Consider the following 18,648-nt stretch of genomic DNA (forward strand, 5'->3'; position numbering starts at 1 on the left):
CGTGGTTCACGAGGTCGCCGGCAGTGCGGCGGCACGGGCGCTCTCGGGGCCCGCCGGGGACCGGCGGGCCCGTTCGTCGATCAGGGCGGCCAGGTCGGCCAGGACGGGGTGGGCCGTCAGGTCGCGCGGGGAGACGGCCCGGTCCAAGGCGACGGCCAGGCGCACGGCGGACAGCGAGGTGCCGCCGAGGTCGAAGAAGTCGTCCTGCCGGCCGATGCCGTCGTCCGGTACGCCGAGGACGTGCGCCCAGGCCGTGGCGAGCCGCCGCTCGCCCGGCGTGCGGGGCGCGTCGCGCCCGCCGTCGGACCGGCCGAGGTTCCGGGCGAGGGCGCCGAGGGCCGCCCGGTCGGTCTTGCCGTTGGCCGTGAGCGGCAGGGTCTGCCGCCAGTGCGCGGAGGACGGGACCATGTAGGCGGGCAGCAGCTCGCCGAGTCGCCGGAGCAGGACGTCCTCGGCCTGCGGCCGTGGCCCGGTGCAGAACGCCACCAGCTGCCGCGCGTGGGTCTCCTCGCCGGTGACGACGACGGCGCCGTCGCGGACGCCGGGGAGCCGCAGCAGGGCGTTCTCGACCTCGCCGATCTCGACGCGGAACCCGCGGATCTTCACCTGGGCGTCGTGACGGCCGTGGTATTCGAGCTTTCCCCCCGGCAGCCAGCGGCCGAAGTCCCCTCCGCGGTAGAGGCGCTGTCCGGGGTGGTACGGGTCGGGGAGGTAGGAGTCCCGGGTGCGCTCCGGGTCGTTCACGTAGCCGCGGCCCACGCAGACCCCGGAGAAGACGACGGCTCCGGGGGCTCCGAGCGGAACCGGTGTCAGGTCGTCGTCGACCACGTAGATCCGCACGTTGGCCACGGGCCGGCCCAGGGGTATCCGGTCGCCCTCCGGCACGCCCGTCATCACTTCGTGGTTGGTGTCGTCCGACGTCTCCGTCAGCCCGTAGGCGTTGACCAGGGGGACCTCGGGCAGCGCGGCGAACCAGCGCCGGACGAGTCCCTTGTGCAGTGCCTCTCCGGTGACCGACACGCGGCGCAGGTCGGCCATTCGGCGCGGCGTGCGCTCCAGCGCGGACAGCAGGACGTCGAGGTACGACGGGACGACCTGGAACACCGTGACGCGCCCGTCGGTGACGGTGTCGAGGAACCTGGCGGCGTCGAGGACGGCCTCCTGCTCGACGAGGAGCGTCCGTCCCCCGGCCAGGGGCCCGGCGAGGAGCTGCCAGAGCGAGATGTCGAAGCACTGGGAGGCGGTCTGCGCCACGACGTCGCCCTCTTCGATGCCGAGGTCGTCGATCTTCGCCAGGAGGTGGTTGAGCATGCCGGCGTGTTCGCACAGGGCGCCCTTCGGCTCGCCGGTGGATCCGGAGGTGAAGTAGACGTAGGCCAGTCGGTCCGCCGCCACCGGGACGGCGGGATCGTCGGCGCGGGCGGTGCTCCCGGCGACGGCGGGGACGAGCAACGTGCGCGTGCCGGGCCGGGTTTCGAGGGCCCGGTCGAGGTTCCGGGAGGCGTCGGGCTCCGTGAGCACGAGGGCGCAGTCCGCACGGGTGAGCATCGCGGCGATGCGCCCGGACGGGTAAGCGGGGTCGATGGGCAGGTAGGTCCCGCCCGCCTTGAGGACGGCGATCACCGCCGCCATCCAGTGCAGCGTCCGTCCGGTGACCACGGCGACGACGTCCTCGGGCTCCAGCCCCTCGGAGAGCAGGGCCCGGGCCAGGCGGTTGGCCCGTTCGTTCAGTTCGCGGTAGGTCCAGCGCGTGCCGCGGTGCTCGGCCGCGACGGCGTCGGGCCGCTCGCGCGCCCGCTCCTCGAACAGTTCGTGGAAGCGGCGGTCCGGGATCGGCCGGGAGGGGCCGGCGAGTTCCTCGGTCTGGAACCGGATCTCCTCGGCGGACAGCAGGGTGCGGTGCTCGTGGTGTTCCTCGGGGGCGGCGGCGATCCGTTCGAGCGCGCGGAGGTGGTAGCCGCCGATGCGGGCGGCGGCGGCGCCGTCGAGCACGTCGGTGCGGTAGCGCAGGCGCAGGACGCGCGGGTCGTCCTCGGACAGGCTCACGCACAGGGCCGTGCCGTCCGGCGCGCGTCCGTCCCCCGACGGGTCGAACACGACGTCGGGCGGTGCGCCGGGGAGTCCGTCGGTGCGCCGCCGCTCCGTGGGGGACGGGAGCGGCAGCGCCCGGTGGGCCTCCTCGACCAGGTGGCGCCAGGTGCCGGGCCCGACGGTCAGCCGGCAGGCCGTCGGCCGGCGCGTGCCCGGGGACAGGTAGCCGGTCGTGACCTCGGCGTCGGCGGAGAGCGCGGAGAGCACCTTCGCGTGGGCGGCCAGGAGGACAGCGGCGACCGGCACCCCGAACGCGTCGGCGCGGGCGCGGAGCGCGGCGGCCGTCCGGCCGGGAAGAGGCATTGTGGTGTGCTCCGCGGTGCCGGGCACCGGATCGGGGGCCCACCTCGGCACGGTCGTGAACGTGTGGTCGTCGGTCGTGAACGCCTGACCGGCGGGGGCGGGCGCGGGGCCGGCGGGGATGTGCGCGGAGTCGGCGGGCGCGGGGCCGGCGGGGATGTGCGTGTGGTCGGCGGGGGTGTGCGCGGGCGGTGCGTCCGCGGTCGGTCGTTCCGTCATCACCGTTCGTCTCCCTGGGTGTCGTGCTCCGGAGCGGTCGGTCGTGCGGGGTTCCCCGACCACCGGCCGTGGTCGGGGACCGTCTCGCCCTTCATCAGGAAGCAGTCCGCCGCCAGGTGGGCGCCGTCGCCGACCGTGGCGCCGTAGTGGACGAGGGCGCCCACCCCGAGCGTGCAGCCGGCGCCGATCCGGCTGGTGTCGGACTTGAAGGTGCCGTCCTCCTGCGAGTGGCACTGGACGACGCTGCCCGCGTTGAGGGTGCAGCCGTCCCCGAGGGTGACCATGGTCCGCTCGGTCAGGCTGCAGCCGTCGTCGAACACCGACCTGCCGATGCGGACGCCGAGCAGTCGCCACACGAGGGGCTTGAACGGGGTGCCGTTCAAGACCTGCAGGTACGTCTCCGACGGGACCTTCCAGTACCGTTCGCGCCGCCAGAAGCGGACGTCGTAGATCGAGCAGAAGAGCGGTCCGAGCGGGTGCACCGCCCTGACCAGGCGTTCGATCAGCACGTAGTACAGGACGGTGAACGGCAGCAGCGCGATGTTGGCGAGGGCGAGGGCCGTGACGCCCCACTGGGCGTACAGGTCGGCCGCTCCCGCGTAGAGGAGGGTGGCCGCGAAGAAGTAGAGCCAGGCGGTGAACAGGAACCACGCCATGCTGGCGGCGTTGTGCCGGTTCTTGGCGAGCAGGCGGCGGTGCAGGCCCTCGCCCTGTGCGAGGGCGTCGAAGGTGCCGTCCCGCGCCACCGAGCGGGGGATCTCGAAGCTCGGTGAGCCGAGCAGGCCCACGTCGTGCCGGAGCGGGCCGTCGACGGGAACCATGACCTTGGTCGCCAGGAGGCAGTTGTCGCCGGTCCTGCCCCGGGAGGGGTAGGCGATCCTGTTGCCGAGGAAGTTGTGCGCGCCGATGGTGGTGCGGGTCACGCGGAAGGACGTGCTCGAGTAGTCGGCGTTCATGAGCGACAGGCCGTCCGCGACCATGGTCCCCCGGCCCACGGAGCTCAGCAGGGGGCTCTCGTGCTTGACCGCGGTGCCGAAGTTCGAGCCGGTCTGTTCCGCGGTGGACAGGTCGTAGCCGATCCAGCGCAGGTAGTGCACCACGACGGAGCTGTCGCCGAAGAGGCGCGTCATGAACCTTCTGTTGGTCAGCAGGGTGACCGCCCGGTGCGCCGCGTGGTGGACGCCGTACAGGGGGTACACCCGGCCGGGGGTGACGAGCCGGCCGAGCACGCGGGGGACGACGGCCAGGGCGATCAGGGCGATCAGGACGCCGCCGAAGAAGACGACGCCCGTCACGAGCAGCAGGTCGGCGTAGAAGACCCAGTCGGCGAGCGCGGTGGGCTCCGGTTCGAGCACCGTCGTCAGCTGCGGGGCCTTCGAGAGCAGCACGTCCAGGCATCCCACGGCGAGCGGTGCGAACACCAGCAGCGCCATGACGGTCTGGGCGGCGGCTTGGCCCGCGCGCCGCACCGCGCCGCAGCGGGCCGGAGCCACCGCCAGGAAGTCCGCGTCCGTCGGCTGGCCCGGCGATCCGTGCCAGTGCTCGCCGTCGGGCACGTGCTGGCCCGGATGGAGCGAGGACGCGTGGCCGAGCTGTGCCCCGTCGCCCATCGACGTGCCGATGTCGAGGACCGTCGCCTCGCTGACGACCACGTCGCGCCCGAGGGTGACCGTGCCCGTCTCGATCGCGGCGTCGTGGGCGCGGTAGCAGCCGAACAGGGCGTCCTTGCGGATGACCGTGCGGTCGCCGACCGTCAGGAGGTCGGTGCACACGGGCACGCTGCGGGAGAGGACGGTCACTCCGCGTCCGATCCGGGCGCCGAGGGCCTTGAGGTAGAGGACGTAGAGCGGAGAGCCGACGGTCAGTGCCATCGGGTTCGCCCGCGTCAGCGTCTTGACCAGCCAGAAGCGGACGTACGCGAGGCTCCAGACCGGGATCCGCCCCGGCTTCCAGCGGCCGATGAGGACCCACTTCGCGATGATCGGCAGGGTGCACAGGACCAGCAGGGTCACGGCGCCGAACACGACCGACCTCAGGTAGTCGTCCCAGAGGTTGGCACCGGTGGAGATCCAGTCGTAGCCGCGGGCGGTGATGAGGGCGAGGAGGAAGGCGTAGCCGACGAAGCACAGCAGTTGCACCGCACCGCACAGCACCTGGCTCCGGCGTTCCGGCGGGGGCTCGGGGCCGGGCGGTGCGGGGCCGGGCGGGCGGGCCTCGGGGGCGGCGACGGCTACGGTGACGGCGGGAGCCGGTTCGTCGCCGCCGAGGACCGTGCTCAGGCTTCTGATCGTCGGATGCCGGTAGACGTCCCTCATCGACACGTCGGGAAGGTCGCCCTGTTTCCTCACCCGTGCGCAGAAGTGCGCCATGACCAGGGAGTCCGTGCCCAGCTCGTCGAAGAAGTGGCTGTCGAGGGGCACGTCGTCCAGGTGAGCGACGTCCGCGAGCAGCCGGGCCAGTGCCCGCTGCGTGCCGGTGCCCGCGCGTTGTTCGGCGTCGAGCGACTTCTGTGTCATGGGAGAACTCCCCGGATCGGGCTTTGGCAGCCGCGTCGGATGCTGTACAGGTGATTCGTCGCCGGCTCCCGGATCGATGAAGATCCCTTCGAACTTCTCGTGGCTCGGACGGTGCCGTGGCGCGGACGTACGCTGGGAGGACTCCCGTCGACCCCCTGAGCAGCGTTGCGGAGGGCGGCATGACCGACCCCTTCGGCTTCCTCACCACACCCCGCCGGCCCGTGCCCGCGCGGCCTTCCGGGGAGCGCCTCGGTGACTGGGACGAGGTGTACGCGGGCCAGGCCCTGCTGCCGCTCGTCTCCGGGCAGGCCCGTCGCTGCATGGACTGCGGCGTCCCGTTCTGCCACGGGGGCTGTCCGCTCGGGAACCTCATCCCCGAGTGGAACGTGTACGCGGCCCACGGCGACTGGCGCACCGCCTCGGAACGGCTGCACGCGACCAACAACTTCCCCGAGTTCACGGGGCGCGTCTGTCCGGCGCCCTGTGAGGATGCCTGCGTCCTGGCGCTCACCGGGGAACCGGTGACCATCAAGAACGTCGAGCAGGCCATCGCCGACGAGGCCTGGGCGCGGGGCCACGTCCGCGCCCACCCGCCGGAGCGGCCGACGGGCCGGTCGGTCGCGGTGGTGGGCTCGGGTCCGGCGGGGCTTGCGGCGGCGCAGCAGCTCACCCGGGCCGGCCACCTCGTCACGGTCTTCGAACGGTCCGACCGCGTCGGCGGGCTGCTGCGCTACGGCATTCCCGCCTTCAAGCTGGAGAAGCGGCAACTGGACCGGCGCGTCGCGCAGATGCGGGAGGAGGGGACGCGGTTCCGCACCGGCGTCGACGTCGGCACCGATCTGGACGCGGCCACGATGAGGAGTGCGCACGACGCGGTGGTCGTGGCCGTCGGAGCGACGGAACCCCGTGAACTCCCCGTACACGGAAGGGCGTCGGAAGGAGTCCACCAGGCCATGGAGTACCTGACGGCGGCGAACCGGGCGGCCGAGGGCGACCGCGCGCGGCCGTCCGTGACGGCCGAGGGCAGACACGTGGTGATCATCGGAGGGGGCGACACGGGGACGGACTGCCTCGGCACCGCCCTGCGCCAGGGTGCCGCGTCCGTCGTGCACGTGGACATCAACCCGATGGCGGGCCCGTCCCGGCGGGAGAGCGAGCCGTGGCCGCTGGTCCATCCGAGGATCCACCGCGTCTCGCACGCCCACGAGGAGGCCCGCGACCGGGACGGTGACGATCCGAGGGTGTTCGGCGCGGCGGCCGTACGGTTCGAGCACGACGCCGCCGGTCGCGTCGAGGCGGTGCGCCTCACGGAGGTGGACCCCTCGGACAGGGCTCCGCGCCCGGGAACCGAGCGGATGCTGCCCGCCCAACTGGTCCTGCTCGCCCTGGGGTTCCACGGCCCCGCGCACGGCACGCCCCTCACGGAGGCGCTCGGGCTCGTCCCCGACGACCGGGGCAACTTCGCCCGGGCCTCCGACTTCGGGGCGCGGACGGCGGGGTCGGGTCCCGAGGGGGTCTTCGTGGCGGGCGACGCCGGGCGCGGGCAGTCCCTCGTGGTCTGGGCCCTGGCGGAGGGCCGGTCCGCCGCGGCCTCGGCGGACCGCTACCTGAGGGGCTCCAGCGACCTTCCGGCCCCGATCACGGCCGTGGACGGGCCGCTGGTGTAGCCGGACGGGCGCGCGGGCTCCGGCGCCGGCCGCGCGCCACGAGGAGGTGGGGCCGGGAGTCGCGCTCCCGGCCCCACCCCGGGGCTCCCCGTCAGCGGTGCCGGCAGTCCCAGTGGCCCTTCACCCACGTGTGGTCCCAGTGGCCGGGAACGTAGACCCACTTGTAGGAGTGGTCGTGGCTCCAGTGGCCCTTGACCCACTTCCCGTGCCCGTCGTGATGGCCCGGGTGCCAGGTCTTGTGGGGGAACGCCTTCTTCTCCCAGTGGCCCTTGGCCCACGTCTTCTCCCAGTGCCCCTTCTTCCACTCGCACCGGTCGTGATGGTCGACCGTCACCACATCGGTGGCGACGGACGCGGGTGCCGGGGCGGCTGCCGCCGTGCCCGACAGACCGAGTGCGGCACCGCCGGCCAGCAGGCCGGAGGCCGCGGCACCCGCCACCAGACGGCGGAGTCGGGTGGATGCGGTCATCGGATCCACCTCCTTCGAACGCATCGCATCGGCGCGCACGTACGAGAACCGGCGGGCGTGTGCAAGGAGGCCGTCCCGAGACGGCCGTCGCTCCGTCGCCGCTCTCGCTGCGCAGGACATGAGGGGTTCGGAGCCGAAGGCGCCGTGGACGAACCGGACGCCGGGAAATTCCCCGACCGCGGTGAGCGGCTCGCTTCCGGAACACCGGATGCGACATCCGGCGGCCGCGCGGCTCCGAATCCCCAGTACACATCCGCGTCCACCGACTCGATCCCCTCCGAGGGGGTAGTCATGATCACCACGATGCCGTCGCCCGGCATGACGCGCCACAGCGTCGCCCTGCCTTACGACCCGAGGACTCCGGCGGCCGCCCGCCGCGCCGCCGAACGCTGGTTGGAGGGCTCCCGGGCACGGCCGGCCCGGGCGGAGGAGGCCGTGCTGATCGTCTCCGAGCTGGTCACGAACGTCGTCCGGCACGCGCGCGGTCCCTGCGTCCTGACGCTGACGGTCCGCGGCCCGCTGCTCGACATCGCCGTCGCCGACCGGAGCGAGGAGCTTCCCTGGACGTCGCGGGAGGCGCCCGGTGACGAGCGGGGCGGTTTCGGCTTCCCCCTCATCCGCGGGCTCGGCGGCCGGATCAAGGTGGTCCCCGCCCTCGGGGGCAAGTCCCTGCACGTCGCGCTCGATCTGGACTCCGGCGGGTTCGGGCCGGACGGACCGCCGTGACTTCCCCCGCCCGTCACCCGATTGCCCCTGCCGTACGGCGTCCGCGCGGGATCACGGGCAGAGTCGGGCAAGGACGGCCCCCGTGCACCGAGGGCATGTCGCCAGCACGGCGGCCGACCGACGCAGAGGACGGTGAGCAGCGCGTGCCGCAGGGACACGAGCACGACGCGAAGGTGGAGGAGCTGCTGATCCGCTCGGCCGACGGGGACCAGGAGGCGTTCGCCGGCGTGTACGACGCCCTCGTCGGTTCGGTGCTGGGTCTGACCCGCCGGATCCTGCGGAACGCCGCGCAGGCCGAGGAGGTGACGCAGGACGTCATGATCGAGGTCTGGCGCACCGCCGACCGCTACCGGTCCGAGCGGGGCACGGCCAGGACGTGGGTCCTCACCCTCGCCCACCGCCGGGCCGTCGACCGGGTGCGCTCCGCGCAGGCGAGCGCGGACCGGGAGCGGCGGGCGGCGATGCTGTCCGCCGCACGCCCCTTCGACGAGGTCGCCGAGGCCGTCGAGGGCAGGGACGAGCACCGGCGCGTGTACCGCTGTCTGGGCCGGCTCGCCGGCGTCCACCGGGTCCCGCTCGTGCTCGCCTACTACGAGGGGCTCACCTGCCTTGAGGTGGCCCGGTCGCTGTCGACCCCGATGGGCACGGTGAAGTCGAGGATGCGCGCGGGCCTGCGGGAGCTCCGCGCCTGTCTGGAGGGACGGTCGTGAAGTCCGCCGAGAGTTCACACGACGACCTCGGGGCGTACGTCCTCCACGCCCTCTCCCCGGCCGAGGAGGCCGCCTTCGAGAACCACCTCGCGGGCTGCGACGCCTGCCGCGGCGAGGTCGAGGAACTCCGGCGGGCGACGACCCTGCTCGCGTCGGCGGAGAGCGTCACCCCGCCCCCCGAACTGCGGCAGCGGACCCTGGAGCGCATCGGCACCGTCCGTCAGGAACGCGCTGCCCGGCCCCCACGGCCCCGCAGGCGCGTGCTGGACATGGTCCTGGCCGCGTCCCTCGCCGCGGCCGTCGCCCTCGGCGGCATCGCCGCGTGGCAGCATTCCCGGGCCGAGGAAGCCCGCGCCGGGGTCACGCGGGCGGAGGAGCGGGCGCGCGGCTACGGCGCGGCCTTCGCCGACGTCCTCACCGCCCCCGATGCCGCCCTCCACTCGGAGCGGTTGGACGACGGGACGGCCGTCGCCGTCGTCGTCTCCCGCGGCCAGAACCGGGCGGCGTTCACCGCGCGCGGCCTGCCGTCCCTGACCGCCGACCGGGTCTACGAACTCTGGTACGCCGCGGCGGCGGGCGACCTGCGGCCCGCCGGTCTGCTTCCCGGCACCGGCGATGCGGCCACCCGCCTGCTCGAAGGCCCCCTCGGCGACGCCGTCGCCGTCGGCATCACCGTCGAACCCGCGGGCGGTTCCGAGCAGCCCACCACCGAACCCCTGGGCATCGTCCCCATCGACGCGTGAGCCGGGGCGGCGCCCCGCCCCGCCCACCCCGTCCGCGCAACCGGGCACATGTCACCAGCCGTACGTGCCGGTACGCCGACGCCAGGTCATAAGGTGATGCCATGCCTAGAACTTCTCCTTCCGTCGCTCTCGACGCCCTCCTGGCGGGCAACAAGCGTTTCGTCTCGGGCGCGCCCGAGCATCCGAACCAGGACGCCGCCCGCCGTGCGGAGCTGGCCCCCGGACAAGACCCGTTCGCCGTCGTCCTCGGCTGCTCCGATTCGCGGCTCGCCGCCGAGATCATCTTCGACCAGGGCCTCGGGGACCTGTTCATGGTGCGGACCGCGGGGCACGTGCTCGGCTCCGAGGTGCTGGGGAGCATCGAGTACGCCACCAGCGTCCTCGGCGCCCGGCTCGTCGTCGTGCTCGGCCACGACTCGTGCGGTGCCGTCGCCGCCGCCCGCGCGGCGGTCGAGGACGGCTTCGCCGCGAGCGGCTTCGTCCGCGACGTGGTGGAACGGGTCACGCCGAGCATCCTGGCCGCGCGCACCGCCGGTCTCACCTCGGACAGCGACGTGATCGACGAGCACATCCGCCACACCGTGGACCTGCTCCTCGACCGTTCCCGTCTCCTCTCCGAGCAGGTCGCTGCCGGTGACATCGCCGTCGTCGGCCTCGGTTACGCGCTCGCCGAGGGCAACGCCCGCGTCGTGACCACCCGCGGCGTCGAGGCCTCCGAGGAGGCCCCGGCCGTCTGACGGCCCCGACCGGAAAGAAGGCCCGCCGCCCCCCGGTCCGGACCGGGGGGCGGCGCCCCGTACGACGGCGCAGGCGGGAGACCTGACCCCTGCGCCGTACCGGTCCGCACTCAGCGCCCCGGGGGCGGAGTCCGGACGGTGCCGCGTGCCTCGTACTCCAGCATCTGCTCCAGGCCCGCCGCGACGTCCGCGCCGAGTTCGCGGCGGACCGGCCAGAGGGCGGGTTCGAGGCCGGAGGTGATGCGGCCGACACCGGATGCAACGGTCGAGGGGGCGAGCGAGCCGCCGAGTACCCCGACCTGAAATCGGCGCCCACCCCCATGCCCACCCGTCGGCCGACGGCCCGCCGCGTCAGACCGGCCACCGCGCCGTGCCGGGCACCCGGACCGGACAGTCGGGGCCACCGGCCCCATGTCCCCGTCCCCGGGCGCCGCACCGCCCGGAAGTGAGACGGCGGCAGGTCCGGCACCGGGAACGGACGTTCTTCCCGGGAGGCCGGTGGCGTCGGAGTGGCGTGTGCTCCTCGTGGGGCTGCGGATCGGGACAGGTGATCAGCTCCGGCGTGCTTCCCCACGGTGTGCGCGTGCAGACCATGCGGTCGCGTGGTCCGGCTTCCGGGCCCGGCAGCGGGTGCGGCCCGGACAGCGCGCGCCCGCCCCCTCGACGTAGACGGCGAGGTGCTGCCGGCCGAGGTCGTAGGGGAGCGCCGCGTCCCGCTGCCGGGGTCCGTCGAACGCGAAGAGCTCCAGGCCCGGGCCGTGCGGCAGGGCGAGCATCCGGATCGCCCGCTGTCGGCTGCCGGGCGGCACGCCCGGCCGCTGCTCCGGACCCGCGCCGCCGTTCGGTCCGTCCTCGCGGCGCAGCGTGTCGTCGAGCACCTCGGCGTCCGGGGCGCGGGCGAAGAAGTCGGTCGCCGCGTCGAGGTCGGGAACGGTGACCCCGACGTGGTCGATGCCGCGGCAGACGGAGTCCTGTGCCACGGGCTCAGGAAGCGGCGTCGGACGGGCGCAGGCGGCGCAGGGGCTGTTCGAGTTCGCTCCGGTAGAAGTCGAGGAATCCGTCGGGATCGGGGCCGGCGTTCTGCAGCACCAGCCGGTCGAACCCGGCGTCGACGTACCGCTGGACCGCTGCCAGGTGGCGCTCCGGGTCGGGACCGCAGGCGAACTTCTCCAGGACGTCCTCTTCGCGCACGGTGGCGGTGGCCGCGTCGAAGTTGACCGGATTGGGGAGTTCGCTCATGACCTTCCATCCGGTCAGCGCCCACCGTGACGTTCTCAGCACTTCCCGGGCGGCGGTCCGCTCGTCCGGCGCCCAGGCCATGGGCACCTCCGCGTACCCGGGACCGGAACCGCCGGCGTCCCGGTAGTGCCGGACGATCGACGCCTTGTCCTCCGTGGCGAACAGGCCGTCGCCGAGTTCCGCGGCGATCCGCGCCGAGCGCGGGCCGCTCGCGGCGACGGCGATGAGCGGAAGTTCCCCGGGCAGGTCGAACACCCGGGCGTCCGACAGCCGCAGGTGCTTGCCGTCGTACGAGCGGTAGCCGCCGCGCCACAGCAGGCGGATGATCTCCAGCGCCTCGCGGAGCAGCTCGTGCCGCTCGCGCACGGTGTCGGGGAACCCGCGTCCCACGACGTGCTCGTTGAGCCGTTCGCCGGAGCCCACGCCCAGGACGAAGCGGCCGTCGGACACCAGGGCGAGGGTCGCCGCGGCCTGCGCGATGATCGCCGGGTGGTAGCGGATCGTCGGACACGTCACTCCGGTCACCAGCGCGACGCGTTCCGTCCTGGCGGCGATCGCGCCCAGTACCGTCCAGGTGAAGGAGGAGTGCCCCTGGACGTCGAGCCACGGGTGGTAGTGATCGCTGATCTCGACGAAGTCGAAACCCGCCGCCTCGGCGCGGACCGCCTGCCGGACGAGCTCTTGCGGACCGTAGGCTTCCGAGGCCAGTTTGTAACCGATTTCCATGCGCCGACCCTGACACCCGGCGTGATCGCAGCCGGACGAACACCACCGGGCGGCCTTCCGCCTCCATCCGAATGGCGGTCCGGCCGGCCCGACGAGTTCGTGCCCGGTACGTGGTGGGGCGCCGAGGGCTTCGGCGGGACCGGTGCCCACCTCGGCCATGGGTTCGGCGATCACACCGGCCGGCGGAACCGCGATCCGGCGGTTGCCGATGATCACCGGACGAGACGCGTTCCCCACCGTCCGGGCGTGATCGGCCCTTCGGACCCGGCGTCCCGCTGCCTACCGCGCACATGCCCGTCACCCCGGTGACCGGCGCGGGTGGAGGTGAGTCCGCGCATCGAAGCGTCCCGAGATGCGCAAATCTCCCGATGGGGTGAACTGGTGGGGAGCAACCGCACTCGCTGGAGATCACGAGAGGCGATCATGGGCCACGGCAAGGGTGTGACCGTAGGGGTGCTGGGCTCCTACGGCGGCAAGAACGTGGGTGACGAGGCGATCCTCACCGCCGTGCTGGACCGTGTGCAGGGCGCGCGGCCGGATGCCCGCGTCGTGGTGTTCTCCCGCGACCCGGACTACAGCCGCGGTGTGCGCCCGGACGTCGAGGTCGTCGGCTGGGAGGGCGTGACGCGGGAGCGGCTCTCCGAGCACCTGCGCCGGCTCGACGTCCTGGTCCTGGGCGGCGGGGGCATCCTCTACGACACGGAGGCCCGCCGGTACCTGCGGCTGGCGCGCGCCGCCCAGGGCTACGGCGTCCCTGTCTTCACGTACGCCGTGGGCGCCGGCCCCCTCGCCGACGAGGTCGATCGTGACTGGGTCCGCTCGACCCTCACCGACGCGGCCGCGGTGACGGTCCGTGACGAGGAGTCGAAGCTCGTCCTGGAGGAGGCCGGTCTCGAACGTCCCATCACGGTGACCGCCGACCCCGCCCTGCTGCTGCGGCCCGGTGACAGCGGGGAGGAGTTGTTGAGGGCCGAGGCCGTGCCGCGCGGGGTGCGTCTGGTGGGCATGAGCGTGCGCGAGCCGGGCCGGGCCGCCTCGCACCTCGACGAGCACGGCTACCACCAGCTCCTCGCCCAGGTCGGTGACTTCCTCGTCAACCGGCTGGACGCCCATGTCGTGTTCGTCCCCATGGAACGCGACGACATCCGGCACGCGCACGCCGTGGCGTCCCACATGGCCGACGCCGGTGCCTGCACGGTGCTGCGCGGAGCCTCCCGTCCGCAGCAGGTCCTCGACATCGTCAAGCATCTCGACCTGGCCATCGGGATGCGGCTGCACTTCCTCATCTTCGCCGCGCTGGCCGGCGTCCCCCTGCTGCCCCTGCCGTACGCGGGGAAGGTCTTCGACTTCGCCCAGCAGATCGGCGCGCCCGCCCTGCGCGGGGTGGCGAGGGAGAACGTCGGCATGCTGCTCGCCGAGGTGGACCGCCTCTGGGACGAGCGGCCCGCACGGCTGGCGGAGATCGCCGCCCGGACGGCGGCCATGCGGGTGCGGGCCGACCGGACCGCCGAACGCTTCCTGACCTATCTGGAGACCATCGCCCCCTCGCCCGTGCTGCCCGGCCCGCCGACGACCGCGGCCCCCGTCGGCTGACCCCCGCCCGTCCCGGCCCCGGGAGGACCCGTGACCCACCTGATCGCGCCCCGCACGCCCCGCCACGTGGAGCTGCCCCCACGGCAGGCCCTGCACGGGGGCAGCACGCAGGTGCTGGTCGTCGGCGGCGGGCCGGCCGGCATCGGAGCGGCCGTCGGCGCCGCCAACGCGGGCGCCCGGGTCATCCTCGTGGAGCGGTACGGATTCCTCGGCGGCAACGCCACCGCCGCGCTGGTCATGCCGCTGATGAGCTTCCACAACGAGGTCAAGCAGGCCGTCGCGGGGGACACCGCCCGCCTGCTGCCGCCCGACCACGGCGAGGGCGAACCGGTCGTCGCCGGCGTCCTGTGGACGCTGCTCGACCGGTTGGTGCGCGCCGGAGCGGCGATCCGCCCGTCGGTCGAGACCGGCTACACGGTGCCGTTCGACGCGGAGCTGTTCAAGCTGGTCGTGTACGACCTGCTGGAGAAGCACGAGGTGCGCACCCTGCTGCACGCCTTCGCCTCCGGGGTCGTCCCGCACCCCGAGCGCGCCCGCGCGGTGTTCGAGACGAAGTCGGGGCCGGTCGTCATCGACGCCGACGTGATCGTCGACTGCACCGGCGACGGCGACATCGCCGCTTCGGCCGGGGCGGCGTACGAGATCGGCCGCCCCGAGGACGGCTGGACGCAGCCCATGACGCTGATGTTCCGGATGGCGCGTTTCGACCAGGAGGAGTTCGCCGGGTACGCCCGCGCCCACCCCGACCAGTGGAAGGGCGTGCACGGCCTGTGGGACCTCGTCCGTGCCGCCACCGACGCCGGCGAGCTGGACCTGCCCCGCGAGGACATCCTCTTCTTCGCCACCCCGAACGACGGCGAGATCGCGGTCAACTCCACCCGTGTCACCGAGGTGCTGGGCACCAGCGTGTGGGACCTCACCCGCGCCGAGTTCGCCGCCCACCGCCAGATGGAACAGATCTCCCGCTTCCTGCGCAGCCGCGTGCCCGGTTTCGAGCGGTCCTACGTCGTGCAGAGCGGCGTGCAGGTCGGGGTCCGCGAGACCCGCCGGATCGCGGGCGAGTACGAGCTCACGGGCGAGGACGTGCTGGGCGCGCACAAGTTCGACGACGCCATCGCCCGCGGCGCCTACCCGGTGGACATCCACAACCCGAGCGGCCGCGGCACCACACTGCGGCGGCTGCCGCGCGGAGAGTCGTACGACATCCCGCTGCGCTGTCTGATGCCCCGGGGCCTGGACAGGATCCTGGTCGCCGGCCGGTGCATCTCCGGCGACCACGTGGCCCACTCCTCGTACCGCGTGATGCCCATCTCGATGGCCACCGGGCAAGCCGCCGGCGTCTGCGCGGCCCTCGCCTCCACCCGGGGCGCCCTGCCCCGCGACGTCCCGGTCCACGCGGTCCGGCAGGAACTGCTCGCCCAGGGCGCCAGCCTGAGGTGAAGCCCCGGTGACCGCGTACGCCGAAGGAGACGAGAAACCCCGATGACGGGCTCCTCCTCGTTCGGCCGCCCCGTTCCCGCCGCGTAGAAGAAGGAACCAGCGGACGCGGGTATCCGGATGACGTGGCCGTTGTCCCGGCCGTGGTTTACCGCGAGGAGTCCGGGCCAGGCGTAAAAAGGAGAAAAGGTACGCAAACGAAGCTGTTCCCACGGCTGCCGACAGGAATGGGGTATCCCGAGTGACGACTGCGCGAGAGATCATGACGGCGGGCGCCGAGTGCATCGGTGCGAACGAGACGGTGCTGGACGCGGCGAAGAAGCTGACCGAGCTCGGCGTCGGCGCGCTGCCGATCTGCGGCACCGACGAGAAGCTCAAGGGCATGCTCACCGACCGCGACATCGTGGTGAAGGTCCTCGGTGCCGGTAAGGACCCGGCCCAGGTCAAGGCCGGGGACCTGGCCCAGGGCGAGGCGGTCACCATCGGCGCCGACGACGACGCCGAGGAGATCCTGCGCACGATGAGCGAGCACAAGGTCCGCCGCCTGCCGGTCATCGACGGACACACCCTGGTCGGCATCGTCGCCCAGGCCGATGTCGCCCGCGCCCTGTCCGACCCTCAGGTCGGCGACCTCCTCCAGGCCCTGTCCACGGACTGAGTCCACGGGAGGGCGGGTGGCGCGGCCACCACGACCGACACTTGCGACGAGGGGCGCCGGATGTTCACCGGCGCCCCTCGGCCGCTGAACCCGGCCCGGTCCGTCCATCCCGACCGGGCCGGGTTCAGCGGCCGAGGGGCTTCTTGAGCTCCTGCTCGTTCACGGACGAGCGGCCCTCGACCCCCCGCTTCTTCGCCTCGGCGTAGAGCCGGCCCTTCGTCGGCCCCTGGGAGCCGCTGTGCGAGCGCTCGCCACCGCGCTGCGAAGCGGACTTCCTGTCCTGGGGGGGGGAGGCCTTGCCCGCGGTCGCGAACATGGAAGGCCCGGGGCAGGGGCACACGACGTCCATGGAAACGGACAGCAACAAGGACGGGGCCCTCCAGGCGGTTCAGGACGAGCCGGAGGCGGCGCACGACCGGGACGCGCGGCCGGACGGGCGGGACGAGACGGAGGACGAGCGGGCGGACCGCCGCTGGGGCGAGTTGCTGCAGGAGCTACGAGTCGCCCAGACGGGGATGCAGATCCTGTTCGGTTTCCTGCTGGCGGTGGTCTTCCAGCCCCGTTTCACCGAGTTGAACGACGTCGACCACGCGATCTTCGTCGTCACGGTGGGCTTCGGCGCGGCCACGGTCGGCGCCCTGATCGGCCCCGTCGCGCTGCACCGCCTGGTCTCGGGCAAGGGCCTCAAGCCCCAGACCGTCACGATCGCCTCCCACATGACCTTCACCGGGCTGCTGCTGCTCTTCTGCACCATGGTGATGGTCCTGCTGCTCATCCTGCGGGTGGCACTGCACGACACTCTGGCGTTCTGGCTGGTCGCGGGCATGGCGGTGTGGATTGCGGCCTGGTGGTTCGCCATACCCCTGTGGGCACGTCACCGCGCCCACCGCATGTCCCGGCGCTGAGGCCACGGTTCGTACCGGGGCGGCGGGCGGACGTCGCACGCTCCTTACGGCGCGCCGAATGCCGGTGTTCGGGGCGCCAGGTGGTGACCAGGGCGACCGCCAGCAGCAGTTCGGCGATGTCGCCTCCGTAGTACATGATCTCCGCGCCGCCCCGGACCTGGTGGACGGGGGCGTGGACGTCGACCCAGAAGCCCCCGTACATCAGCTGGGAGATCACCGCATGCGCCGCGATGGCGATACCGAGGTAGACCAGCCGGGCACGCACTCCGGGCCGGGAAGGCGCCGGGTCGGGCCCGGCGATGACGTGGGCGAAGAGGCAGCCGGACAGCAGGAAGTGCGCGTGCAGCAGCCAGTGCGCGGCCGGACTGCCCGCGGTCGCGCGGTAGAGGGGAGTGAAGTAGAGCAGCGCGAGGCCGCCCGCGGACAGGGCCAGTGCGACCGCCGGATGGGCGACCACCCGGGCGGGCGGGCTGTGCAGTACGGCGGCCAGCTGCCGCCCCCGCGCCGCGGGCAGGGTGCGCAGCAGGAGGGTGACGGGGGCCGCGAGGACGAGCAGGAGGGGCGCGTACATGCCGATGAGCATGTGCTGGGCCATGTGGCCGCGGAAGTCCTCGTGCGCGAACGGGGCCACGGGCGGCAGCAGGGCCGCCGCGAGCAGGGCGGTGCCGGTCAGGAAGCCGGCGGTCCGCCACCGGCTCCAGCCCCGGGCCGGGTTGCGGCGGCGGGCCCGGCGGGCGAGCAGCAGGTAGACACCGGCGGCGGCCGGCAGGACGAGGGCGGGCAGCAGCCATTCGAGGAGGCTGCCGCCCACAGCGTGCCCGTGTGCGGGCATGTCGTGGTCCATCACGCGGGTCGGCCTTCACGGCGCTCGGCGGGAGCGTCAGGGTCGAAGGGCCGGCCGCTGCGCTGGAGCAGGTGACCACCGGCGACCAGCAGGGCGCCCAGGACGAGGAAGCCGATGTCCCACCAGACCTGGCCGTCTCCGGCGTAGACGTGGTGGATGCCCAGGACGTGATGGTCCAGGATGCCTTCGACGAGGTTGAACAGGCCCCAGCCCACGAGCATCCAGCCCCACAGCACCCGGGAGGTCCACACCCGCCGTCGGTTGTGGGTGACCCGCGAGTACAGGATGGCGAGGCCGAGGAGGACGGCGAGCCAGCACACGGTGTGGAAGATGCCGTCCCAGAGGGTGTTCATCTCCAGGCCCGGGACCGTGCGGGGGTCGTAGTACTTCACCCCGATGTGGTCCTCGTCGGTGCTGGAGAGCATGTGGTGCCACTGCAAGAGCTGGTGCAGCAGGATGCCGTCGACGAACCCGCCCATCCCCACCCCGAGCACGATGCCCGGCAGCCGGATGCTCCTCGGCCGTGAGAACCCGGCCCGTGCTTCGCCTTCCACGGTGGCCATCGCTTGTCTCCGCTCCTGCGCCTGGGCTTCGGTGGAACATGCCTCAGTCGCAGGTTCCCCTCTCCACGGCATTCACGCGCGCATGTCCTCCACCCGGCCCAGGCAGCGCGCGGTCGGAACTCGTGAACGTTTCGAACAGCGCCGGCGTGCGGCATCTCCTCGGCGAAGCGCCCGGCGTACGCGATGCCCCGGAAGCTGTCGTCCTCCCCTCGCACCAGCGGCTTCGGCATCCCCGAGCGACGCGGCGCCGTACCCGGTCCGCGAGTGCCGGCAGGATGTGGGAGTACTTGCCGCAGGAGCTCGACTTCGGGCCGGCGTGACGTCCCGGCGACGCTCGGCCGAGTGGGCCGGGGCCGGTGTGTGACCCCGGCTCTACGAAGAGCCTTGGCCGATGCTCCGCGGCGCGGACGCCCTGGGCTTCTCCTTGACAGCGGTCGACGGGCTCCCGCTTCCGGGCGGTAGAAGGGGCTTCGGTGCGGGACGGGGCCGTGCCGACCGGGGCAGG

The 18,648-nt window shown here is 73.2% G+C and carries 15 protein-coding genes and 2 pseudogenes; 9 read left to right on the top strand and 8 right to left on the bottom strand.

Annotated features, from left to right (window positions below; all coding sequences use genetic code 11):
* Positions 1-6: 6 nt before the first annotated feature.
* Together ACIP5O_RS08975 and ACIP5O_RS08980 are read right to left on the bottom strand one after the other, a co-directional pair.
* Positions 7-2,610, bottom strand: coding sequence for an amino acid adenylation domain-containing protein (locus tag ACIP5O_RS08975; protein WP_401290369.1), 2,604 nt, complete (start codon positions 2,608-2,610; stop codon positions 7-9).
* Positions 2,610-5,126, bottom strand: a complete 2,517-nt coding sequence (locus ACIP5O_RS08980; RefSeq protein WP_401290372.1) for a Pls/PosA family non-ribosomal peptide synthetase — start codon at positions 5,124-5,126, stop codon at positions 2,610-2,612. The genes ACIP5O_RS08975 and ACIP5O_RS08980 overlap by 1 nt, the downstream gene beginning before the upstream one ends.
* A 179-nt stretch (positions 5,127-5,305) precedes the next feature.
* Here ACIP5O_RS08980 and ACIP5O_RS08985 point away from each other — a divergent pair, with 179 nt between their 5' ends.
* Entirely contained in the window at positions 5,306-6,793 is a 1,488-nt protein-coding gene (locus ACIP5O_RS08985; protein ID WP_401290375.1) for a glutamate synthase subunit beta, read from the top strand.
* Between the two features lie 91 nt (positions 6,794-6,884).
* On the opposite strand, the gene ACIP5O_RS08990 is transcribed toward ACIP5O_RS08985, so the two are convergent.
* Complete coding sequence (locus ACIP5O_RS08990; RefSeq protein ID WP_401290378.1) at positions 6,885-7,262, bottom strand: hypothetical protein; 378 nt, start codon at positions 7,260-7,262, stop codon at positions 6,885-6,887.
* A 291-nt stretch (positions 7,263-7,553) separates the two neighbouring features.
* Here ACIP5O_RS08990 and ACIP5O_RS08995 point away from each other — a divergent pair, with 291 nt between their 5' ends.
* The 4 genes from ACIP5O_RS08995 (at position 7,554) to ACIP5O_RS09010 (ending at position 10,178) form a co-directional block, all read left to right on the top strand.
* On the top strand, positions 7,554-7,988 hold the full coding sequence (locus ACIP5O_RS08995) for an ATP-binding protein (RefSeq protein WP_401290381.1): 435 nt from the start codon (positions 7,554-7,556) through the stop codon (positions 7,986-7,988).
* Positions 7,989-8,131: 143 nt separating this feature from the next.
* Positions 8,132-8,698, top strand: coding sequence for an ECF RNA polymerase sigma factor SigK (gene sigK / locus ACIP5O_RS09000; protein WP_401290383.1), 567 nt, complete (start codon positions 8,132-8,134; stop codon positions 8,696-8,698).
* Positions 8,695-9,441, top strand: a complete 747-nt coding sequence (locus ACIP5O_RS09005; protein ID WP_401290386.1) for an anti-sigma factor domain-containing protein — start codon at positions 8,695-8,697, stop codon at positions 9,439-9,441. Before sigK ends, ACIP5O_RS09005 begins: the two co-directional genes overlap by 4 nt.
* 101 nt (positions 9,442-9,542) lie before the next feature.
* Positions 9,543-10,178: a carbonic anhydrase gene (locus ACIP5O_RS09010; RefSeq protein ID WP_356541929.1), complete on the top strand. Its 636-nt coding sequence runs from the start codon at positions 9,543-9,545 to the stop codon at positions 10,176-10,178.
* A 551-nt stretch (positions 10,179-10,729) separates the two neighbouring features.
* Here ACIP5O_RS09010 and ACIP5O_RS09015 read toward each other — a convergent pair.
* Together ACIP5O_RS09015 and ACIP5O_RS09020 are read right to left on the bottom strand one after the other, a co-directional pair.
* Positions 10,730-11,158 carry a VOC family protein gene (locus tag ACIP5O_RS09015; RefSeq protein WP_401290389.1) on the bottom strand — a complete coding sequence of 143 codons (429 nt, stop codon included), beginning with the start codon at positions 11,156-11,158 and terminating at the stop codon, positions 10,730-10,732.
* 4 nt (positions 11,159-11,162) lie between these two features.
* Entirely contained in the window at positions 11,163-12,143 is a 981-nt protein-coding gene (locus ACIP5O_RS09020) for a TIGR03557 family F420-dependent LLM class oxidoreductase (RefSeq protein WP_401290393.1), read from the bottom strand.
* A gap of 423 nt (positions 12,144-12,566) precedes the next feature.
* Here ACIP5O_RS09020 and ACIP5O_RS09025 point away from each other — a divergent pair, with 423 nt between their 5' ends.
* The 3 genes from ACIP5O_RS09025 to ACIP5O_RS09035 all read left to right on the top strand — a co-directional run bounded on the left by ACIP5O_RS09025 (position 12,567) and on the right by ACIP5O_RS09035 (position 15,831).
* Complete coding sequence (locus ACIP5O_RS09025; protein WP_401290396.1) at positions 12,567-13,736, top strand: polysaccharide pyruvyl transferase family protein; 1,170 nt, start codon at positions 12,567-12,569, stop codon at positions 13,734-13,736.
* A gap of 30 nt (positions 13,737-13,766) precedes the next feature.
* Complete coding sequence (locus ACIP5O_RS09030) at positions 13,767-15,176, top strand: FAD-dependent oxidoreductase (protein WP_401290398.1); 1,410 nt, start codon at positions 13,767-13,769, stop codon at positions 15,174-15,176.
* A gap of 238 nt (positions 15,177-15,414) precedes the next feature.
* Entirely contained in the window at positions 15,415-15,831 is a 417-nt protein-coding gene (locus ACIP5O_RS09035) for a CBS domain-containing protein (RefSeq protein ID WP_401290401.1), read from the top strand.
* A gap of 124 nt (positions 15,832-15,955) precedes the next feature.
* Here ACIP5O_RS09035 and ACIP5O_RS09040 read toward each other — a convergent pair.
* Positions 15,956-16,138: pseudogene (locus tag ACIP5O_RS09040) on the bottom strand (plasmid stabilization protein); the annotation flags it as partial.
* Positions 16,139-16,178: 40 nt separating this feature from the next.
* On the opposite strand from ACIP5O_RS09040, the gene ACIP5O_RS09045 reads away from it, so the two are divergent.
* The gene (locus ACIP5O_RS09045; RefSeq protein ID WP_401290402.1) at positions 16,179-16,736 is read left to right on the top strand and encodes a DUF6328 family protein; all 558 of its coding nucleotides are present in this window, start codon (positions 16,179-16,181) and stop codon (positions 16,734-16,736) included.
* Between the two features lie 34 nt (positions 16,737-16,770).
* Here the strand turns inward: ACIP5O_RS09045 and ACIP5O_RS09050 are convergent.
* A pseudogene (locus tag ACIP5O_RS09050) lies at positions 16,771-17,580 on the bottom strand (cytochrome c oxidase assembly protein); the annotation flags it as partial.
* Positions 17,580-18,143, bottom strand: a complete 564-nt coding sequence (locus ACIP5O_RS09055; RefSeq protein WP_401290404.1) for a DUF2243 domain-containing protein — start codon at positions 18,141-18,143, stop codon at positions 17,580-17,582. The gene ACIP5O_RS09055 and the pseudogene ACIP5O_RS09050, both read right to left, overlap by 1 nt.
* Positions 18,144-18,648 lie beyond the last annotated feature (505 nt).

The organism is Streptomyces sp. NPDC088915 (genome assembly GCF_044749825.1).
Classification (GTDB): Bacteria; Actinomycetota; Actinomycetes; order Streptomycetales; family Streptomycetaceae; genus Streptomyces.

Excerpts from the sequence above, each read along its gene's own strand:
- ACIP5O_RS08995 (WP_401290381.1), top strand. The coding sequence starts at position 7,554 with ATGATCACCACGATGCCGTCGCCCGGCATGACGCGCCACAGCGTCGCC.
- ACIP5O_RS08990 (WP_401290378.1), bottom strand. The coding sequence starts at position 7,262 with ATGACCGCATCCACCCGACTCCGCCGTCTGGTGGCGGGTGCCGCGGCC.
- ACIP5O_RS09045 (WP_401290402.1), top strand. The coding sequence starts at position 16,179 with ATGGAAACGGACAGCAACAAGGACGGGGCCCTCCAGGCGGTTCAGGAC.
- ACIP5O_RS09025 (WP_401290396.1), top strand. The coding sequence starts at position 12,567 with ATGGGCCACGGCAAGGGTGTGACCGTAGGGGTGCTGGGCTCCTACGGC.
- ACIP5O_RS08980 (WP_401290372.1), bottom strand. The coding sequence starts at position 5,126 with ATGACACAGAAGTCGCTCGACGCCGAACAACGCGCGGGCACCGGCACG.
- ACIP5O_RS08985 (WP_401290375.1), top strand. The coding sequence starts at position 5,306 with ATGACCGACCCCTTCGGCTTCCTCACCACACCCCGCCGGCCCGTGCCC.
- ACIP5O_RS09010 (WP_356541929.1), top strand. The coding sequence starts at position 9,543 with ATGCCTAGAACTTCTCCTTCCGTCGCTCTCGACGCCCTCCTGGCGGGC.
- ACIP5O_RS08975 (WP_401290369.1), bottom strand. The coding sequence starts at position 2,610 with ATGACGGAACGACCGACCGCGGACGCACCGCCCGCGCACACCCCCGCC.
- ACIP5O_RS09020 (WP_401290393.1), bottom strand. The coding sequence starts at position 12,143 with ATGGAAATCGGTTACAAACTGGCCTCGGAAGCCTACGGTCCGCAAGAG.
- ACIP5O_RS09055 (WP_401290404.1), bottom strand. The coding sequence starts at position 18,143 with ATGGCCACCGTGGAAGGCGAAGCACGGGCCGGGTTCTCACGGCCGAGG.